This window comes from Bacillus mycoides (assembly GCF_000832605.1).
In the GTDB taxonomy this organism is placed as follows: Bacteria; Bacillota; Bacilli; order Bacillales; family Bacillaceae_G; genus Bacillus_A; species Bacillus_A mycoides.
Genome location: NZ_CP009692.1, coordinates 4,283,709 through 4,302,728, shown reverse-complemented (window position 1 = coordinate 4,302,728; position 19,020 = coordinate 4,283,709). Strand labels below are relative to the sequence as shown.

At 34.8% G+C, this 19,020-nt stretch carries 20 protein-coding genes; 12 read left to right on the top strand and 8 right to left on the bottom strand.

Annotated features, from left to right (window positions below):
* Positions 1 to 58: 58 nt before the first annotated feature.
* The 3 genes from BG05_RS23815 to BG05_RS23805 form a co-directional block, all read right to left on the bottom strand.
* Positions 59 to 487 carry a hypothetical protein gene (locus BG05_RS23815; protein ID WP_002126362.1) on the bottom strand — a complete coding sequence of 143 codons (429 nt, stop codon included), beginning with the start codon at positions 485 to 487 and terminating at the stop codon, positions 59 to 61.
* Positions 488 to 706: 219 nt separating this feature from the next.
* Entirely contained in the window at positions 707 to 1,174 is a 468-nt protein-coding gene (locus BG05_RS30765; protein WP_002186311.1) for a Gly-Xaa-Xaa repeat protein, read from the bottom strand.
* Between the two features lie 120 nt (positions 1,175 to 1,294).
* On the bottom strand, positions 1,295 to 2,560 hold the full coding sequence (locus tag BG05_RS23805) for an ATP-binding protein (protein ID WP_002168800.1): 1,266 nt from the start codon (positions 2,558 to 2,560) through the stop codon (positions 1,295 to 1,297).
* 160 nt (positions 2,561 to 2,720) lie between these two features.
* Between BG05_RS23805 and BG05_RS23800 the strand changes: the two genes are divergently transcribed.
* Together BG05_RS23800 and BG05_RS31185 are read left to right on the top strand one after the other, a co-directional pair.
* Positions 2,721 to 3,566 (top strand): DUF72 domain-containing protein, encoded by an 846-nt coding sequence (locus BG05_RS23800; RefSeq protein ID WP_002168799.1) that lies wholly within the window; start codon positions 2,721 to 2,723, stop codon positions 3,564 to 3,566.
* A gap of 149 nt (positions 3,567 to 3,715) precedes the next feature.
* Positions 3,716 to 3,853 carry a hypothetical protein gene (locus tag BG05_RS31185; RefSeq protein WP_003188136.1) on the top strand — a complete coding sequence of 46 codons (138 nt, stop codon included), beginning with the start codon at positions 3,716 to 3,718 and terminating at the stop codon, positions 3,851 to 3,853.
* Between the two features lie 81 nt (positions 3,854 to 3,934).
* On the opposite strand, the gene BG05_RS23795 is transcribed toward BG05_RS31185, so the two are convergent.
* The 4 genes from BG05_RS23795 to deoD all read right to left on the bottom strand — a co-directional run bounded on the left by BG05_RS23795 (position 3,935) and on the right by deoD (position 7,608).
* Positions 3,935 to 4,129 (bottom strand): DUF3924 family protein, encoded by a 195-nt coding sequence (locus tag BG05_RS23795; protein ID WP_002011737.1) that lies wholly within the window; start codon positions 4,127 to 4,129, stop codon positions 3,935 to 3,937.
* A 120-nt stretch (positions 4,130 to 4,249) separates the two neighbouring features.
* Positions 4,250 to 4,780 carry a tyrosine-type recombinase/integrase gene (locus BG05_RS23790; protein WP_000806230.1) on the bottom strand — a complete coding sequence of 177 codons (531 nt, stop codon included), beginning with the start codon at positions 4,778 to 4,780 and terminating at the stop codon, positions 4,250 to 4,252.
* A 107-nt stretch (positions 4,781 to 4,887) separates the two neighbouring features.
* Positions 4,888 to 6,699, bottom strand: a complete 1,812-nt coding sequence (locus tag BG05_RS23785) for a sensor histidine kinase (RefSeq protein WP_003188128.1) — start codon at positions 6,697 to 6,699, stop codon at positions 4,888 to 4,890.
* A 201-nt stretch (positions 6,700 to 6,900) separates the two neighbouring features.
* A complete protein-coding gene (gene deoD / locus BG05_RS23780) occupies positions 6,901 to 7,608 on the bottom strand; it encodes a purine-nucleoside phosphorylase (protein ID WP_000110704.1) in 708 nt (235 codons plus the stop codon).
* A 174-nt stretch (positions 7,609 to 7,782) separates the two neighbouring features.
* Here deoD and BG05_RS23775 point away from each other — a divergent pair, with 174 nt between their 5' ends.
* On the top strand, positions 7,783 to 8,577 hold the full coding sequence (locus BG05_RS23775) for a hypothetical protein (RefSeq protein WP_016126735.1): 795 nt from the start codon (positions 7,783 to 7,785) through the stop codon (positions 8,575 to 8,577).
* A 4-nt stretch (positions 8,578 to 8,581) separates the two neighbouring features.
* Here the strand turns inward: BG05_RS23775 and mprF are convergent, their stop codons facing one another.
* On the bottom strand, positions 8,582 to 11,176 hold the full coding sequence (gene mprF, locus BG05_RS23770) for a bifunctional lysylphosphatidylglycerol flippase/synthetase MprF (protein ID WP_003188127.1): 2,595 nt from the start codon (positions 11,174 to 11,176) through the stop codon (positions 8,582 to 8,584).
* Between the two features lie 186 nt (positions 11,177 to 11,362).
* Between mprF and BG05_RS23765 the strand changes: the two genes are divergently transcribed.
* The 9 genes from BG05_RS23765 (at position 11,363) to resB (ending at position 19,013) form a co-directional block, all read left to right on the top strand.
* Positions 11,363 to 11,752, top strand: a complete 390-nt coding sequence (locus tag BG05_RS23765) for a hypothetical protein (protein ID WP_002086670.1) — start codon at positions 11,363 to 11,365, stop codon at positions 11,750 to 11,752.
* A gap of 22 nt (positions 11,753 to 11,774) precedes the next feature.
* A complete protein-coding gene (locus BG05_RS23760; RefSeq protein ID WP_002126375.1) occupies positions 11,775 to 12,266 on the top strand; it encodes a YpuI family protein in 492 nt (163 codons plus the stop codon).
* Between the two features lie 105 nt (positions 12,267 to 12,371).
* Positions 12,372 to 13,286, top strand: coding sequence for a superoxide dismutase (locus BG05_RS23755; RefSeq protein WP_002126378.1), 915 nt, complete (start codon positions 12,372 to 12,374; stop codon positions 13,284 to 13,286).
* Between the two features lie 112 nt (positions 13,287 to 13,398).
* The gene (locus BG05_RS23750; protein WP_002086664.1) at positions 13,399 to 14,523 is read left to right on the top strand and encodes a D-alanyl-D-alanine carboxypeptidase family protein; all 1,125 of its coding nucleotides are present in this window, start codon (positions 13,399 to 13,401) and stop codon (positions 14,521 to 14,523) included.
* Positions 14,516 to 15,112: a spore maturation protein SpmA gene (gene spmA / locus BG05_RS23745; RefSeq protein ID WP_002086662.1), complete on the top strand. Its 597-nt coding sequence runs from the start codon at positions 14,516 to 14,518 to the stop codon at positions 15,110 to 15,112. Before BG05_RS23750 ends, spmA begins: the two co-directional genes overlap by 8 nt.
* Positions 15,109 to 15,639 carry a spore maturation protein SpmB gene (gene spmB, locus BG05_RS23740; protein WP_002086660.1) on the top strand — a complete coding sequence of 177 codons (531 nt, stop codon included), beginning with the start codon at positions 15,109 to 15,111 and terminating at the stop codon, positions 15,637 to 15,639. The genes spmA and spmB overlap by 4 nt, the downstream gene beginning before the upstream one ends.
* A 288-nt stretch (positions 15,640 to 15,927) precedes the next feature.
* Positions 15,928 to 16,656, top strand: coding sequence for a 23S rRNA pseudouridine(2605) synthase RluB (rluB, locus tag BG05_RS23735; protein WP_002186306.1), 729 nt, complete (start codon positions 15,928 to 15,930; stop codon positions 16,654 to 16,656).
* Between the two features lie 94 nt (positions 16,657 to 16,750).
* On the top strand, positions 16,751 to 17,272 hold the full coding sequence (gene resA, locus BG05_RS23730) for a thiol-disulfide oxidoreductase ResA (RefSeq protein ID WP_002064495.1): 522 nt from the start codon (positions 16,751 to 16,753) through the stop codon (positions 17,270 to 17,272).
* Between the two features lie 124 nt (positions 17,273 to 17,396).
* Positions 17,397 to 19,013 (top strand): cytochrome c biogenesis protein ResB, encoded by a 1,617-nt coding sequence (gene resB / locus BG05_RS23725; protein ID WP_002186305.1) that lies wholly within the window; start codon positions 17,397 to 17,399, stop codon positions 19,011 to 19,013.
* Positions 19,014 to 19,020 lie beyond the last annotated feature (7 nt).

Genomic DNA, 19,020 nt, shown 5'->3' with positions numbered 1-19,020 from the left:
TGGGTTTAACTTAATAATCCGTGGGGATGGGAAAAGCGCCACGGATTAAAGCTTCAGTTTATTTATTTAGCGTAACATTGGTCCTACCGAAGGATTGAGAATCATACGTGACGGTTATTATTCCTTTACTAATAGGTTCATATGGCAATTCTTCTTCGAAATTTCCAGTATTCTCATTATGGATAGAGATTGTTATTTCATCAACGTCTTTATTTTTATATTGATCTTTAATCGTTTCAGCGATTTGAAGTAGGTTTTCATAACTAGAAGCTTCTGTAATAAGCATTCCTTTTATAACTTTTTTTTCATTTTGTGTGGAAGAGGAATACGGGATGTTGTTTTGTTTTGTATACAGAAGTTCGTATGGAATTGTTTTTCTTTCTGCTTTTGAAACATTTGAATAGTTTAGAGTTAAAAGAAACCCTATACATAAAATTATGCATACCATAAGAACAAACCAAAAACGTGTCAGTGATATAATTCGCATTGTCATCCCTCTTTCATGTCTTTGTCTTCACTATTCATCATACAAAAAGAGGATTAAGCTAGAGTAAATTTGAAGTAAAGAAACGTAAAGAAGGAGCACTTATCCTCCAAAATAAGTGCTCCTTTTTATTAAAAGAAAGATTTAACATACAATCAAAATAATACAAATTACTATAAATCAAACATTCTTGGTCGTGCAAAAATAAAATGAAAACCAAAATTAGTAAATTCGGAAGACTGATAGTGTAGCTGTTGTGTCACCAGTGTTAGGGATGGAAATAGTATTTACTGTAGGTTGTACAGAGATTGTTGTACCAGCTGTTAAAGTAACAATTGTGGAGAAAGAAACCGCACTACCGATAACGTTAGTTGAAAAATTACGAGTAGGTGGTTGACCGTTGAATGAAATACCGAATCCAGATGGTGAAGAACCCGGGAAGGTTGTAGATGCTGAGAAACTAATATCGTATACTCCTGTTTCTAAAATAGTTAAAGTATCTGAAGTGTCATTAAAAATGAGATTATTTAGTTCGAAAACTTGATTAAATTGGATATTCGTTCCAGGTGATATAGTTTGTGGATTAGAATTTCCTATTGCTGCTATAGTTACAGGGAGTGGTGTGCCCGACGGTCCAGTAGCGCCAGTAGCACCAGCCAGACCTTGAGTACCTTGAGCACCCTTGAGCACCCTTGAGCGCCAGTATAGCACCAGTCGGACCTTGAGCGCCTTGAGCACCTTGGGCACCAGTAGCACCAGCCGGACCTTGAGCGCCTTGAGCACCTTGGGCACCAGTAGCACCAGCCGGACCTAATGATTAATTCGTTCATAGTTCGCTTTAGGTAAAATTGGAATAGAAATAGTGAAAGTTGTACCGTTTTGATTACTAGACATTTTTAATGTACCGTTATGATTTTGAATAATTTTCTTCGTTACTGACAAGCCCAGTCCAGTTCCTGAATCTTTTGTTGAGAAGAATGGATCAAAGATATATTCTTGAATAGCTGGAGGAACCCCAGTTCCGTTATCTGTGAAAGTAATCCGAACAAAGTTATCTAGGCGATAACTAGAGATTTGAATGGAAAGAGGTCTTTCGCCTCGAGCATCGATAGCATTTTGAAATAAATTTAAAAAAACTTGCACAAGTTCATGACGATCGATATTGACAAGTAAACCATCTAATTCCGTAGAAAATTCATAGTCAATAGAAATGTTGTGTAAAAAAACTTCACTAGCAAGTAGTTGTTGAATATATTCGCGTAAAAACGTATTGATGGGAAAAGGTTCTCTAGTAAATTCACGCGTTTTTGAAATGGCTAAAAATTTTGTGATAATACTATTTGCACGATCTAGTTCAGGAATGAGTAGACTTTTAAACAATTCTTTATTGGATGGAGAAACGTTATCTTGTAGAAATTGCAAGTATCCACGTACCGTTGTAAGGGGATTTCGTACTTCATGAGCAATCCCAGCTGCGATTCGTCCTGCTAATGAAAATTTTTCTGCATCACGTTCTGTGTTTAAATAATGGAAGACACTAATAACTCTAAAAATCTCTCCGTTATAATCCCGAATAATTCGATTGTTTAAAATACCATAGTTTTTGTCTAACACTTCTTCATTATATATTTCTGTTCCTGTTCTTAATGTTTCAATCGCTTTAATTTGTTCTTCTGGCAAGTTTAGTAATTGTTGAATTGGCTTTCCAATTATATCATTTCGTACTACACCAAAATCATCTGCTGCAGCTTGATTACATAAAGTTATATTTCCTTTACTATCAACAAAGGTGACATGATGTGAAAAAGCATCAAAAATATGAACAAAGTATGTTTCAAGTTGTTCAAATAAAAATAATGAATCGCAAGTAAGTTGAAAATCAGCCTTTTTATTCTCTTTTTGTATGTTTTGAATGGAATGAGTCGTTCTCGTTTTCTTTATTTGTAAACCAATATGTGGATTCTTGTATGTGAAATGATGTGGTAATTGATTCACAAGCTCTTCATATAACCGCACTTTATTTTCTAGTTCTTCTATTCGTTTTTCATGAGATACAATATCATCGTTTGGAAGCATAAATAAATAACCCCTCAATTTAAAAATTCTTCCATTTAGTATATCATATTTTTATACGGATACTCTTAAAGAAGGGGCTACTTAATGAAATTGATTAGCTGAAATGTCCGGGAAGTGAGTAGAATGGATAGAAGGTGAAGTTAAAAAGGGAGGGATATATTTGCTTTTCATTGGAGTGACAGGGTGGGGAGATCATGATTCTTTATATATAAATCCCTATGAAAATAGAAATAAATTGCGAACTTATAGTGAACATTTTCCCATTGTGGAAGTAGATAGTTCATTTTATGCGATACAATCTGCGCGGAATTATACAAAATGGGCGATGGAAACGCCGAAAGATTTTTCTTTTATAGTAAAAGCCTATCAAGGAATGACAGGACATATGAAAGGGGAAATCCCTTTTTCTACGTTCGATGAGATGTTTGATGTGTATAAACAATCCATTCTTCCTTTAATAGAAGCAAATAAATTAAAAATGATTTTATTTCAATATCCACCATGGTTTGATTGTAAAGTGAAAAATGTAGATTTACTTCGATACACGAAAGAAAAAATGGAAGATTTACCATGTGCAATAGAATTTCGAAATCAAACATGGTTTTATCCAGAAATGAGAGATAAGACGTTACAGTTTTTAGAAAAAGAAAACTGGATTCATACAATTTGCGATGAGCCTCAGGCTGGAATAGGATCAGTACCGCTTATATTAGAGGCAACAAACTCGGACATGGCGTTAATACGTTTTCATGGCCGAAATGTTCATGGTTGGCTGGATAAAGGAGAAAATTGGAGAGCGGTTCGCTGTTTGTATCGTTATAATAGTAAAGAATTGGCGGAATGGGTAGAACGATTAGAGCGATTGAAAAAGAAGACGAAGGATATATTTGTATTGTTTAATAATAATTCGGGCGGAGATGCAGCGGATAATGCGAAACAGCTTATGAAAATGATGAACATTACATATGGTGAGCCGAAGCCTGAGCAATTAAATTTGTTTGAATGATGATAAACAAGAAAGGCACTGTACAAACAGGGGGAATGTACAGTGCCTTTCTATATGAAAAAGAGGGGTAACAATGTTACTGAGCGTTTGGTTGATTCATCAATTGTTGGCTTCATAATAAATGATAATGGTTATCATTATCATTGTCAATGGTTTTTCGGAAAATAAGTAAAAAACTTTTTATCCCGCTATTTGCGGCAGTAAAACTCCTACCTCAAAATTCGGCTGGAGCAAAGAAGTTAGGTGGGAGCCCTGCTGCCCGTAAACGCCCGATTGGTGAAGGCTAATAATCAGTGGGGGATGAACAAAACCCCCACTGATTAAAGTTTCACTTTATATTTTAAATAGTAATAAAAAAAGAACAGCAATTACTGCTGTTCTTTTCCATTGATGATTTGTTGTAAATCAAAAGGAGTTATCGCTTGGATAAATTCCTTTGAGATAAGTGTTTGAACGAGAGTGCTTTCAGAAATTGTAGCACCTGTTTTCTTTTCATAAGATTTCTTTAATAAATCAAGTTTTTCAGCCGTTTCTTTCGGTAATTCAATTGTTAATGTGTTCATAATTTCTCCCCCTTACTATTAGAGTACCACTACAGTATAGGAGAGACAAGAAAAGAGAATATGAAACATAAAAAAGGTTACCAAATTTACAAATGGTAACCTTTTTATGTATAAGAGTTATTAAGCAATACCGATATACTTTAAAGTTTTGGATGGAGTACTGTGATCAAAGAAGTGTTGTAAAAATGCAATATCAACACCTGATTTGTATGCACAATAGCCCCAAGTTTTTCGAAGTGTATGTGAGCTAATCCCTTCTAATCCAACTTCTTTTGCAGCTTTGTTTAAAATGTACCATGCATGTTGTCTCGTAATAGACTTTGTTCCTTTTTGAGACTTTAATAATGGTTCATTACGTTTCCAAGTTTTACGTTCTTTCATGTAGTCTTCGATTGCGTGCTGTAAGTCTTCATTTACAGCAAACCATTTATGTTTCTTTACTTTTTCATTGTAAAATAAAATGGAATGGCGAACATTTTCGTCTTCATCGATTACATCACTAACTTTTAATTGTAAGATTTCACTTACTTTTAAGCCAGAATTTACAGCTAATACGAATAATAAGCCATCACGTTTCGAAGATTGTAAAAGTATATTTTTGATAGTTTCTAATTGTTTTTCGTTTTGAATAGGTTGTCCTGCTTGTTTCATTTTACGCACTCTCCTCTTTTATATGTGTAAAGGAAAGGATTAACTTGTTTCTTACTATAAAGGGAGAGTGTGAATTTCATGTGAACTCCTAGTGAAATTAAGACAAATTATTTGACTTCTTTCACTTTTTGTAAATTAAAATAAAATACAACGCTATTAGTGGTATTATACACACCGTACTCGGCGTGATGGAGATCTAAAATGTTTTTTACAATGGATAACCCAAGACCAGTACCTCCAGTATGACGGCTACGAGAAGCGTCTAAACGGTAGAAGCGATCCCAAATTTTTTCAAGACTTTCTTTTGGAATAGGATTGCCTGTGTTTTCAATTTCGATTTTCATTGTATCTTCCGTTTCTACAACAGAGACGTGTATTTTTTCACCATCTGGAGTATATCGAATTGCATTGCTAAGCAAGTTCACAACTACTTGCTCAATACGACTACGATTTGCTTTAACAAATAGAGAAGAGTCCACATGGATGTCCACTTGTAAATGTTTTTCTTCCATGCTAAATAATAATTTTGTATAGACTTGTTGAATTAATTCACCGATTGAGAATGTCGACATTTCTAGTTTGTACGTACCAGATTCAAGTTTTGCTAATTCTAACATTTCAACAATAAGCCTGTTCATATTTTCTGTTTCTTCTAAAATAACATTTGTATAATATGTCGTATCTTTACTTACGCCATCTTGAATACCTTCAGCGAAGCTACGAATAACACTAAGTGGTGTTTTTAATTCATGAGATACACCAGAAATGAATTCTTTTCTCGTTTTTTCCAATTGACGTTCGCGTTCAATATCTTGTTGTAATTTTGTATTGGCAACATTTAATCGGTCGATTCGATCTTTTAAATTTACAGAGAGTGTATTAATACCACTTGATAACCCGCCAATTTCATCGTCTGCTGTAACAGGTAACTTTTCGCTAAAATCAAAGTTGGCCATTTTTTTTGTAACGCGATTTATCTTAATTAATGGTTTAACAATGATTTTTGAGTAGTAGAAGGATAACAAAATAATAACGAGAAACACGATAATTAAGGCATAGACATAATAATCTTTTAAAACGAGCATCGCTTCATTAACAGGTTGTAAAGATGCTATAGCAAAAGCGTACTCCTTAATTTCTCCGTTTTCCATAATAGGCTTTACAAAGATACTATTTTTTATATTCTCTCCGCCATCTACTATATAAGTGTTTAATTGCTGCGAGTTAGCAGTGCCATTTCTAATAATCTCTGCAAAATATTGAACGGCTTGTAATGTTTCAAAATCATTTGCAAGACGAACCTCGGCTTTTGATGGAAGCTGTAACTTAGATACAATACCAGTAAAATCAATTTGAATCGCAGTTTTGTATCGGTTTGTAAGTCTATTTTTAGAAGGGTTGCCATTAATGGATTGAAAATCTGAATTGATACGTTCGTTTTGCCATCGATTATAATTTGTTGTCAATTCTAGTGGTGTTATTGTGTTCCCTTGTACCAAACCGACGACGTTTATCATGCCATCTTTTTTCAATCCTAAGTTTTCGAATTTCTTATATTCGTCGGGCGTTAAAAGATTATTGAGCGGAATGGAATATGTTTCATTATTTTTAGGATTAATTACATCAATGTAGTAATTGTTGTCACTTTTAATAATGCCGTCAGAAGTTAAAAATTGCATTTCAGCATTTGTTTTATCATGAAATTCTTGTTTTAATTTTCTAGTTTCCTCAAAGTCCTGGGTGCTTTTTTCGTAATTATCTACGAATTTTTCAAACGCCGTTTGAACGGTTTTTACTTTCTTATTAATATAGAACTTCTCTAAAAATAGAGATTGTCCAAGGAAAAAAAGGAGAAATATGATTGTAAATAAAGTTGATGTTAATAAAAATAGTTTAAAGACGATGCTTCTGTTCTTCACTGTTTCACCTCGTATGAAAAATACTGTAATACAAATGATTTCTTAATTATAACAAAGGTTACAAAAAAGTAGAGGGGATAAATCTGTCTCTCTCTAAAGTAGTTTTTTATAGAAAGTCACATAAAGAGAAGGTGCAGTGACTATAGAAGTATTTTAGCATAAAAAAGAACTCGCCAGACGTATGACGAGTTCTCTAGTGTACTATTGCTGAATTGCTGCATCTAAAGCGATTTCAATCATTTCGTTAAATGTAGTTTGACGCTCTTCAGATGTAGTTTCTTCACCAGTGAAGATATGGTCGCTTACTGTTAATACAGATAATGCATTTACACCATATTTAGCTGCTAATGTGTAAAGAGCAGTCGTCTCCATCTCTACTGCTAATACACCGTAATCTGCAAGTTTTTTAACCATGTCCATGCTCTCACGATAAAATACATCTGCTGTTAATACGTTACCAACACGAACGTGTAATCCTTTTTCTGTTCCAGCATCGTAGGCTTTCTTTAAAAGATCAAAGTTTGCAGCAGGAGCAAAATCAAAACCTGGGAATGTTAAGCGGTTCATATTAGAGTCTGTACAAGCCGTCATCGCAATAATAACGTCACGTACCTTAACATCTTTTTGAATTGCACCACATGTTCCAACACGAATTAAATTTTTCACTCCGTAGCTTTGAATTAATTCGTTTACATAAATAGAAATAGAAGGAACACCCATACCTGTACCTTGAACAGATACACGCTTTCCTTTATAAGTTCCAGTGAAACCTAACATGCCACGCACGTTATTATAACAAGTAACATCCTCTAAAAATGTTTCAGCAATATATTTTGCACGTAATGGATCACCAGGTAATAGAATAGATTCAGCAATTTCGCCTTGTTTTGCTTCAATATGTACACTCATGAAAAATCCTCCTTATTAATGTATTGATAGAAATCAATATCATTTGCATTATACACTACGACTCCTTTCAATTAAAATCTTTTTTATTTGTAATATGTGCAAAAGAGGAGGATTTCATAAATCATAATCTAGAATATATATTTAAGAGGTTTTGCATGGATAAAGAAAATAAAAATGGTAGGTGATATTTTGAAAAATCTTGTCATTGGGCTTATTGCACTAATACTTATTGTGGCAGGAGGATTTTACATAAAAAAATATCAAGAAACTGTAGAAACGACCGGAGATGTTCAAGAAGTGAAATGGGATGTGAAAAATAAAAAGGAAAATGAAAAAGCCGATATTTCGTTTCAATTGCTAAATAAAATGAATAATGAAGTTCGTGGTGTGAACGATCAAATTCGAGCAGTGATAGTGGATGGGAATCTGAAAAACATACAACAAACGAAGCCTATATTTGCTGGAAATGGATCGTATAAGCTATCTTCAGATGTAGTGAAAGGTGAAGAGTACACGATATTTTTGTATGAAGATGAAAACAAGTCTGTGGAATCATTTGCTAAGAAAGATTTTGGTGAAGAAAAAAAGGAGAAAAACAAGGACAAGAATAAAAAGAAACTACCTGTCGATACTGTACTTACAAAAAATATAGGAGAGCATCAAGTGTCTCTTTTATTTGGTGCATTACATCCGAATGAGGCAGTGACATTAACATTTCAGTTTCAAGCGAAAAAGGGAGAAAAGATGAAATTAAATTCAGGAAGAGGAGAGGTCGATTCTCTATATATCGTTGATGAAACGAGGGAACATTTTTTATATGCTATTCCTGTTGATACGGATGAACAATTACAATATCGTATTACCTTTCCAGAAGAAGGGACATACAAAATATGGGGGGATTTCCATATAAATGGTAAGAAGTATGCAAAGGAGTTTAGTATACAAGTGCAAAAACGAAAAAACAGCTAAGTACTTAGCTGTTTTTTCGTTTTCCTATTAATTTTGTTACAGAGAGCATTGTAATTGGTAAAGAATGATTCTTTCGAAATGCTAAATATTTTCCACTCCATGCAGGTTTATATTTTTCTTTGAAATGTCGTAAACCGCTGAAGCTATATGTGTAACGAACGTTATTAAATATTGCAGCAGCAACTCGTTCAGACCAAAACGATTGCGTTGATAAACCGACATTTGAGAGTGGTGCCATACCAATATTAAAGGAATGGTATTCATTTTCTTTTGCCCAGTGGAATAAGTGGATAAAAATTGCATCCATAATTCCGCTAGGGGCATCTGGATAATAACGCATTAAATCAACAGATAATATGCCACTTTGATATACTGGCATAAAGGTTGTGAATGCAATGATTTTTCCTTCTGCATCAGATAATGTAGCGATAGGGGCACGACTAATATACTCACGATCGAAGTACCCAAGTGAAAATCCTTTCTCTTTTTTTCCGCCGAGCCAAGCATCAGACACTTTCTTTAATTCCTCGTATAATTCGTCTGAGAATGGTGGCTCATGAATAGAGAATGTATAACCTTCTCGTTCAAAACGGTTGAAAGTGGCTCGCATACCAGCACGTTTCTTTCCTGTTATTGTAAACGTATTTAAATCAACGACAGCCTCTTCACCAAGTTTAAAGAAGTTGTAGCCAAAATCGTGGTATAAGCTCATCCATTTGCTTTCAATTTGATAGAATACGCAAATATAGCCAAATCGATCAGCTTCAGTCAAAAATTCTTGCAATACAGTGCGGTAGGAGGATGGATCACCAATTGGATCACCTAGTACAACAAGACGTTTTCCAGTAATTGAAAAGAGAAGAAGTGCTTTTCCGTCACTACTGAAGAAGAACTGTTTATCTCCTAAAAAACCTAAATGACTAAGTACATTCCCGCCATGTTCATCTAAGAAGTTTTCTAACCTTTTATCATTAGCTGGTTGCCCGGGAAATTGACTACGGTAACGATTGGCAATTAGTGAGCCGATAAGTAAAAAAGTAGGAACGAAAAAGGCTGCTGCTAATGCACTTCGTTTAACTTGTGTAATATTTCGAACGACAAAATCAGGTTGGAACGCTTCTTTTGCACCCGCAAATAAAATACCTAAGTTTTTATATAAATATAACGTAAGTAATAAGAAGATAAATACTTTTACGATATCAGAAAGAGAGACTTCCATTTTTTCGCGTGCAAATCTTTTACGAAGCATATACAGCACAGCAAGTACGATTAATAAAATAAAGGTTTCTTCAATATCAATTCCTTTTAGGGTATTAAAGATTGCTGCTCCAATTAAAGAAACAATCGTCATATAGTAAGAACGCTTTGTTCCATAATATATGCCTCGCGAAAGAATCAGGAGGAGAATACCGAATGTTAATGATAAGCTAAAAGAAAATTGAATAAGGTGCTTTGGAGCTAAAATATGTAAGGCGTGAGCTCGATTTATACTAGTCGGTAAAATTGTTGATAGAATAACCATTAAGCCAGCGAATACTGTTAAAGCGGCGGATGCCCATGAACCTAATTTCCCTAAAAAATCACGTTGTAAAGTCCAAATTACACCAGTTGTTTCTAACGCAGGTGCAATAAATGGTTTATCTTCAATTTTTTTTATGGCAGCTCCTGTCATTTCAAAGGCTGCAAAAATGAGACCTAGGCAGAATGGTAAGATGTAATAGACAAGTCGGTATAATAACATAGCAGGTAGTAATACGCCTGTATCAACGCCGTATTGTCCTAGTCCAGTTAAGAAAACAAGGTCAAATGAACCAAGGCCACCAGGAACAAGACTTACGACACCAGCTAAAGCAGCAATTACGTAAACACCTAAAAACTTTTGAAATTCGATATCAATTCCAAACAATATTAAAATGACGTACATAACGATACCGGCAGATACCCACTCGACTAATGAAACTAATGAATATAAAACAGTTGGATTTTTCTCTTCTTCTTCTTCTTCTTCTTCCTCTTGTCCGTCTAGCTGTTTTGTTTTTCTATTTTTAATTTTAGAAAACCCAATATATATAGGAACGAAAAGAGCAAAGAAGATAAGAACAGGCCATAACCACGGTTTTTCGTGCAGAATAAAACTAGTGTCTAATATTCCAATAAGGCCGAGGAATGACAGAATGGCTAATCCGTTAATAAAAGCGGTTGTCATCCAAGCAATACTTTTAATAAGTTTTCCATTATCTTTTATATGCGGACGATATAGCATTGTACGTACACCGGCACCAACAAGACCACCAAAACCGATAAACCCATTTAAAGTGTTGGCAATCCATGAGATGCGGAAGATCTTTTGTACAGGTATATCTGCTTTTAAGTAACGAAGCATAACAAAGTCATAAAAGAACATTGTTGAAACGGCAAATGCACCGAGTGTAATCGCTAAAAATACCCCACCAGTTGGAATGTTTTTAATTGTTTCAATTGCTTCTAAAAAAGAAATGCCTGCTAATTCTTTTTTAGCTTGAAAGAAAACAATTGTTAAGACAACAAATGGGAAGATTATTTTCCCGATTTGTAAGAAACGTTTCCATGAAAACGACATAAATACAACTCTCCTTGTGTAAGAAAACTGAGACAATAATATTATTATGACAAACTTCAAGAAAAATAAAAAGGTAAATTCCTGTATAGGGAAGCTATTTTTTTTATAGGTTATATTTAAAAGAATATTTCGTTTATTAGAAAATTGAGTTAATATAAGGTGAAAGAAGGAAGAGAGGGGAAGTAGATGATTATAATAGGTTATGCAGGATATGAGTTAGAAAAAGCAAAACCGAATACATCAGAAGATTTTTTTAATAGATCTGAAGTGACATATATATTAAATAATCAAGAAAAAACCTTTTCTGTCTTATATGTTAGATATTTTGAAGAAATTTTACAAGAAATTACCCCTTTTGAAGGAAATCCAGTTTATAAAGTAGAAGAACAAGACGTATATTTACGAGATATTGTAGCGATCGCTTGTTTAGTGAAAGATAAAGAGCTACGCGCGCAGAAGCGCTTGTATCTCAATGAAGTAACAGACTTTCAACGATACTTTGATGAGGGAACAGTGGTGAAAGTACAAGAAATATTAGCTGAATTACATAAAAATAAAAGAGTAGAAATAGCGTAAAACGGCAAAGGAGAGAGAAGCCATGTCTAATTTGATGGTTGAAAATCAAACAGAACAAGTTTCTATATTTTTAGAAGATGTAATTTCCTTGATAACTAATTATGTAAATTATCATACGTTACCTTCTTTATTGGAGGAGACACCAACAGGAAACGAGCAATATTATAAAGGTATATTAGCATCAATAAGAAGACTTCTTGTTTTTTGTGAAGAAGGACTTGATGCATGTTTTGTTTTGTTGAATAGCCAACCATTTCGAAAGACCGCAGCTGAAACAGTTTTATATAAGATTTACCATCAAGTAATTGCAGAGTTTTTTTCGCCAAAGAATGATCATTGGTATGAAAATAGTCGTTCTGCTTATACAGGGAAAAATTCTATTGTTTTTCAGCAAACCCCCCCTGGGTCTATAGAACGAATGATGAAGGATTTAGAAGGGAAATTTCAATTGATGCGTGAAGAACTAGAATATTATGAGACAGATTACCAAACAAAAATGTTGCACAAATATTAATTAAGGAAAAGAAGCTAAGGATACTTAGCTTCTTTTCCTTTTGTACAGTTATATAAGGGATTTTCATTGAATATATTTAAGTGGATAGCAATAAGGAGGTGTGACATGAGTCAGCAAGGTGTATTTACAGATTACTTTCATGAAGTAGAAAGCTGGTGTGAAAGTGTTCTTCAAGTATTAGATAGCCGTGCAATGGAAGTGTATGATGTCCATATGCTTGCTTATAAAATTCAAACGTTATTAGAGCGTATGAAAGAGCATGAATACGACACAGATGCCGAGTTTATGTATGAAATAAGTGAGGATGTAGAACATATTCAACACCATTTACAGGAAGTATTTATGCAAGAAGGAGAGGAATATGAACTATGTGAAAGAGGGGATAGCGAACGAGCTGTTCCGATTGGGGGGCATACCCTTCCGCCATTACCTTATCCATATAATGCGCTAGAACCGTACATTTCACGAGAAATTATGATGTTACACCATGATAAACACCATCGTAGTTACGTGGAAGGATTAAATAAAGCAGAGAAGATGATGGAAGAAGCGAGAAAAACAAATCAATTTGATTTAATTAAGCATTGGGAAAGAGAAGCGGCTTTTCATGGATCAGGTCATTACTTACACACGATATTTTGGAATAATATGAAAAAAGATGGGGGCGGGGGTCCACGAGGGGCATTATCACAAGAAATTGAGAAGGATTTTGGGAGTTACTTACGTTTCCAAAAACATTTTACAGAGGCGGCCTCGAAAGTTGAGGGGTCTGGATGGGCAATCCTTGTATGGGTGCCTCGGTCCGGAAGGTTAGAAATTTTGCAGAGTACACTTCATCAATTGTTTACACAATGGGATACGATACCGCTCCTTGTACTAGATGTATGGGAACATGCGTATTATTTACAATACCAAAATCGAAAAGATGAATATATTAAAAACTGGTGGAATGTTGTAAATTGGCCTGATGTAGAAAAAAGATTTGAAACTGCGAAACAAATTGAATGGACACCGTATTAGACGCATATCTCATGCGTCTTTTTTAGTGGAGGTGGAAGGAAGATTTCGTTCATATTTTAAAAGGCCAAGCATACACTTGTACAAAAAGTGCCAAAAGGACGTGGGGGGAAATATGAGACGAATTTGTATAATAATTACGCTAATTATAATGTACGCAAGCGTTATGCCAATTCCTGCATATGCAAAAATGAACGGTGGTGTCAGTGCTCGTAACGCAGTCTTAATGGAACAACAATCCGGTCGTGTGCTATATGGGAAATTAGAACATGAGCCACAAAAAATTGCTAGTATAACAAAAATTATGACAGCATTGTTAGCTGCTGAATCAGGAAAAATGAAAGAATTAGTATCGGTTAGTAATGAAGCGGTACGAGTAGAAGGATCGGCAATTTATTTAAAACCTGGACAAAAAGTTAAGTTAGAAGATTTAGTTTACGGATTAATGCTTAGATCTGGTAATGATGCAGCACAAGTAATTGCTGAAAATGTGGGAGGGAGTATAGAAGGATTTGTATATTTAATGAATGAAAAGGCGAAAGAAATCGGAATGAAAGATACGCATTTCTCAAACCCGCATGGCTTGGATGGGGATGGATCGCATTATTCGTCGGCTTATGACATGGCATTATTAACGAAATATGCAATGGGGAACGAGACCTTTAAGAAAATTTTTGGAACAAAAACGTATAAATCAGATTCTTGGGATTATCCGTGGAAAAATAAACATAAGCTTGTGACATCTTATTATGAATTTGCAACAGGGGGAAAGACAGGTTTTACGAAGAAAGCAGGACGGACGCTTGTCACAACAGCTTCAAAAGATGGACTAGATTTAATTGTCGTAACTTTGAGTGCTTCTAGTGACTGGGATGATCATATGAATTTGTTTGATAAAGGCTTTGAACGCTATAAGCAAGCGAAAGTTTTAGGACAAGGCGCACTCGCTGAAATAAATGAAAAGAAATATGCCAATCATGTTTATACGAAAAATAGTTTTTCTGTACCTTTAACTGAAGAGGAAAGAAAGAGCGTGTTATTGAAAGTTGAGCTCGATAAAAGTGCAAAACTTACGGATGGAGTAAAGATTGGGAAGACAGAAATTTATGTAGGGAACGAGAAAGTTGGAGAACGAAATTTGTTTTACAGTAAACGAAAGTTAGTAGCTACAACGGGAATGTATTGGAATAACGTAAAAGAAATATTCTCTTACATGATAGGTGTTGGGATAGATGGTTAATCTCGTATGGGCAGCGATGGCAGTTATAGGGATTGTGTATGCCATGATAAATGGAACGATGGAAGAAGTGACCAAAGCAGTGTTTGAAGGGTCAAAAGATGCTGTAACGATTTGTATTGGACTTATTAGTGTTTTAGTATTTTGGCTCGGTTTAATGAAAATTGCTGAGGAAGCTGGATTGTTAAAGAAGTTAGTATCACTTTTTATGCCGATAGTAAAAAGATTATTTCCAGAAATACCGAAGGATCACCCGTCAATGGGATTCATTTTATCAAATATGATGGCGAACTTTTTTGGGTTAGGTAATGCAGCAACACCTTTAGGTATTAAAGCAATGGAACAACTGAAAGAGTTAAATGGTGGAAAGGATTCAGCAAGTCGTTCTATGGTGACGTTTCTAGCATTAAATACTTCAGCGATTACATTAATTCCGACTACTGTCATTTCGATTCGAATGACTTATGAATCAGCAAACCCTACTGAAATCGTTGGCGTAACATTTATAGCACAAGTGTTATCGATGATTGGAGCGATTTGGATTGACCGCTATTTTTACCGGAGAAGGAGTAGAAAGGGGCGGAAAAAATGAGTATTGTAAATACAATTTCATTATGGGTAATTCCTTGTGTAATTGGTTTTATCCTTTTGTATGGCACGATAAAGAAAGTTCCAACGTACGAATCGTTCGTTGAGGGCGGAAAAGAAGGGATTCAAATTGCGGTTTCCATTTTGCCGTTTATGGTTGGAATGCTTGTATCTATTTCTATTTTCCGGGCATCAGGTGCTTTAGATGCGATGATATCGGTAATGAAGCCGATGTTAGACTTTATTCATGTACCAGCCGAAATCGTTCCACTTGCACTTATACGTCCGATTTCGGGATCTGCTGGTTTAAGTATTACGACCGACTTAATCGCTACATATGGGCCAGACTCGTTTATTGGTAGGTTAGCTTCAACGATGCAAGGTAGCACAGATACGACTTTTTATATATTAACAGTATACTTTGGGGCTGTCGGTATTAGAAAAATGGGAGATGCATTAAAGGTAGGACTTTTTGCAGATTTAATCGGAATTATTTGTTCAATTGTGTTTGTTTCCCTATTGTTTCGGTAATGCTATTCATTTTTTGCGCTATTTAGCTTATAATACGTATACGACCACTATTAACGTGTAGTTTAATAGTGGTTTTTTTATGCGGTGTTTTTGACAAAATGATGAACTTTTATCGTGGACAACATGAAAAAGTGTAGACAATAATAAAGGGTGAAAACGTGATATGCCTTTAGACGTTTATCATCATTGCTATGTTGTTAAAGATAGGCGAAGTAAATGGCATAAAGCTTAGGCGGTTGCCAAGTCTTTCTAATGTAAGGTAAGATAAATTTGAGGTGAAAAAAAGAAATGGAACGATTACAAAAAGTGATTGCGCAAGCAGGTATTGCATCGAGAAGAAAGGCTGAGGAATTAATTCAGCAAGGGAAAGTGAAAGTTAATGGGAAAATAGTGAAGGAGTTAGGAACAAAAGTAACTCCTCAAGATAAAGTGGAAGTAAATAACATCCCTCTTGAAAAAGAAGAACCTGTTTATTTTTTACTATATAAACCAACTGGTGTAATTTCAAGTGTATCAGATGATAAAGGAAGAAATGTTGTAACAGACTTTTTCCCTGAAATTAGACAACGTTTATTCCCAATCGGACGCTTAGATTATGATACGTCTGGCGTATTATTGATGACAAATGATGGTGAATTTGCAAATGTATTAATGCATCCGAGATATAAAATTGAAAAAACGTATGTTGCGAAAATTAAAGGGCCATTAACAGGTGAGAAAATTCGTATGTTAGAACGAGGTGTTGCATTAGAAGATGGGAAAACAGCACCAGCACAAGCGAAAATTATTTCTTGGGACAAGCGTAAAGAGATGGCAATTGTACAATTAACGATTCATGAAGGACGTAACCGTCAAGTACGCCGCATGTTTGAAGCGTTAGATTGTAAAGTAATGAAATTAAAACGTGAACGGTATGCCTTTTTAGAAGTGGGTAGCTTGCGTCCTGGCGATGCAAGAGAATTGACACCACATGAGGTGAAACAATTACGTGCATTGGCTTCTACAAAGCCTCGCTAATCTATATTGTGAAACTTTCACCAGTGGAATGCTCCGCTGGTGATTTATTAAAAAATACATATATTTATCACTCGTCGAAGAGAGGGGAGACAATATGAAAAAAAATCGCTTATTATTTCGTGTTATCATTTTGCTCATTTTAAGCGGTGCGGTAGGGTTTACGCTATATCAAGGATTTTTTACTGATAAAGAGAAAATGCAAATTGGAAAAGAAGCACCTAACTTTGTTGTAACTGATTTAGAAGGAAAGAATATTGAATTAAAAGATTTAAAGGGAAAAGGTGTATTTTTAAATTTTTGGGGAACTTGGTGTAAACCTTGTGAAAAAGAAATGCCTTATATGAATGAGTTATATCCGAAATATAAAGAAAAAGGCGTTGAAATTATTGCCTTAGATGCAGATGAAACGGATATCGCAGTGAAGAACTTTGTGAAACAATATGATTTGAAATTCCCAGTTGCAATTGATAAAGGGCAAAAGATCATAGGTACATATGGAGTGGGACCATTACCAACAACCTTTTTAATTGATAAAGAAGGCAAAGTAGTAGAGCAAATTATAGGTGAGCAAACGAAGGAACAATTGGAAGAATACTTAAAGAAAATCACTCCATAATTAAGAAAGCCTTTACATAAGAGGTGCTTACGTATAGCGCCTTCGCTTTAAAAATTCTGAGTATTGCGGTAACTTTAAGCTAGAATATACAATAGTACATATAGATAAAAGGGCGGTGAGAGCTTTGAAAGAAATTAAGTGTGAATGTGGACATGTTAATCCGATAGGAACCATTTTTTGTGAAGCATGTGGGAAACCATTTGAAAGTAATGAAAATATAAAATTATTGGATATGAGATATGAGGGGAGTGCTCGGAGATCTCTCACACATACAAAAACGATAGTCGATAAAATTTGGAGTTTTTTCTCTTCTGTAAAAGTAGGTGTATGGTTAATCGTAATAACTTTAGCTTCATCGGCAATAGGAACTATCTTTCCCCAAGAAATGTACATAACTCCAGGAATCGAACCAGCTGAATATTATAAGACCGAGTATGGATTTTTAGGACAATTATACTATCAATTAGGATTTAATAATTTATATGGATCATGGTGGTACATGATTTTAATTGCTTCCATTGGTATTTCACTTGTTATATGTAGTTTAGACCGTGTCATTCCTCTTTATAAAGCTTTAAAAAAACAAGGGGTGAAAAGACACCCAAGTTTTTTGAAAAGACAGAGAGTGCACGGGACTGGTACGCCGCATGAAGGTGACTTAGAACGAGTTCAAATTAATTTAAAGAAACGTAATTATAAGGTGAAAGTGGAAGACGGGAACGTTTTAGCGGAAAAGGGACGTTTTTCACGCTGGGGTCCATATGTAAACCATATTGGTCTTATTATCTTTCTATTCGGTGCAATGCTACGTTTTTTACCGAGTATGTATGTAGATGAAGCACTTTGGTTACGTGACGGTGAAACGAAAGAAATACCAGGAACAGATGGTCAATACTATTTGAAAAACGAAAAGTTTATCAAGGAAGTTTATGATAAGAGTAAGGATAAAGAAGTTTTTGATGAAGCAATTGATCGTGTTGGTGATAAAATGATTGCGAAAAACTTCCAAACAAATGCTGTATTATATAAAGCGGTAGGAGAAAATATAGCGGGTCAAAAACCAAAATTAGAAAAGGTAAAAGAAGCTGAAATTCGAGTGAATGAGCCACTGAAATTTGATCAATTTGCTGTTTATCAAGTGGATTACAAAGAAAGTGAATTTAAAAGCATGTCTTTCCATTTGCAAAACAAAGAAAATAATCAAAAGTTGGGACCGATTAAAGTAGATTTAGCGAATCCTACAGAAAAATATGATTTAGGAAATGGGTATTCTCTAGAACTATTAAGCTATTTTCCTGATTTTTATTTTGATGAGAATGGAAGGCCGAATACGAAAACAAAATTACCGAATAATCCTGCATTCGTCTTTAAAATGTTTACCCCGGAAACACCAGATGGTGAAGTTAGTTTCGTCGGTATTCAGCAAAACATAGAGCCTGACGGGAATAATAAATATAAAATGTCATTTGCAGGTGTGGAAATGCAAAATGCAACAGCTCTTACGGTAAGAAAAGATTTGACGCTTTGGATTCTCGGTATTGGAGGATTTATATTTATGGTAGGTGTGATTCAAGGTATGTATTGGAACCATCGCCGTATTTGGATACAACGTGTTAATGATGAATGGTGGGTTGCAGGCCATACGAATAAAAATTGGTTCGGCTTAAAGAAAGATATTGAAAGAGTACTAGAAGGAACAGCGATTCCACAACCACACGATAAAATGAATGAAAAAAATTAGTTAAGGT

What these genes read in the sequence shown, in the direction of transcription:
- spmA (WP_002086662.1), top strand. Translation starts at nt 14,516, where the DNA reads ATGGTTAATCTCGTATGGGCAGCGATGGCAGTTATAGGGATTGTGTAT.
- BG05_RS23775 (WP_016126735.1), top strand. Translation starts at nt 7,783, where the DNA reads ATGGTAGGTGATATTTTGAAAAATCTTGTCATTGGGCTTATTGCACTA.
- BG05_RS23805 (WP_002168800.1), bottom strand. Translation starts at nt 2,560, where the DNA reads ATGCTTCCAAACGATGATATTGTATCTCATGAAAAACGAATAGAAGAA.
- BG05_RS23815 (WP_002126362.1), bottom strand. Translation starts at nt 487, where the DNA reads ATGCGAATTATATCACTGACACGTTTTTGGTTTGTTCTTATGGTATGC.
- resA (WP_002064495.1), top strand. Translation starts at nt 16,751, where the DNA reads ATGAAAAAAAATCGCTTATTATTTCGTGTTATCATTTTGCTCATTTTA.
- BG05_RS23750 (WP_002086664.1), top strand. Translation starts at nt 13,399, where the DNA reads ATGAGACGAATTTGTATAATAATTACGCTAATTATAATGTACGCAAGC.
- BG05_RS23790 (WP_000806230.1), bottom strand. Translation starts at nt 4,780, where the DNA reads ATGAAACAAGCAGGACAACCTATTCAAAACGAAAAACAATTAGAAACT.
- BG05_RS31185 (WP_003188136.1), top strand. Translation starts at nt 3,716, where the DNA reads ATGGTTTTTCGGAAAATAAGTAAAAAACTTTTTATCCCGCTATTTGCG.
- deoD (WP_000110704.1), bottom strand. Translation starts at nt 7,608, where the DNA reads ATGAGTGTACATATTGAAGCAAAACAAGGCGAAATTGCTGAATCTATT.
- BG05_RS23765 (WP_002086670.1), top strand. Translation starts at nt 11,363, where the DNA reads ATGATTATAATAGGTTATGCAGGATATGAGTTAGAAAAAGCAAAACCG.
- BG05_RS23755 (WP_002126378.1), top strand. Translation starts at nt 12,372, where the DNA reads ATGAGTCAGCAAGGTGTATTTACAGATTACTTTCATGAAGTAGAAAGC.
- rluB (WP_002186306.1), top strand. Translation starts at nt 15,928, where the DNA reads ATGGAACGATTACAAAAAGTGATTGCGCAAGCAGGTATTGCATCGAGA.
- mprF (WP_003188127.1), bottom strand. Translation starts at nt 11,176, where the DNA reads ATGTCGTTTTCATGGAAACGTTTCTTACAAATCGGGAAAATAATCTTC.
- spmB (WP_002086660.1), top strand. Translation starts at nt 15,109, where the DNA reads ATGAGTATTGTAAATACAATTTCATTATGGGTAATTCCTTGTGTAATT.
- BG05_RS23760 (WP_002126375.1), top strand. Translation starts at nt 11,775, where the DNA reads ATGTCTAATTTGATGGTTGAAAATCAAACAGAACAAGTTTCTATATTT.
- BG05_RS23795 (WP_002011737.1), bottom strand. Translation starts at nt 4,129, where the DNA reads ATGAACACATTAACAATTGAATTACCGAAAGAAACGGCTGAAAAACTT.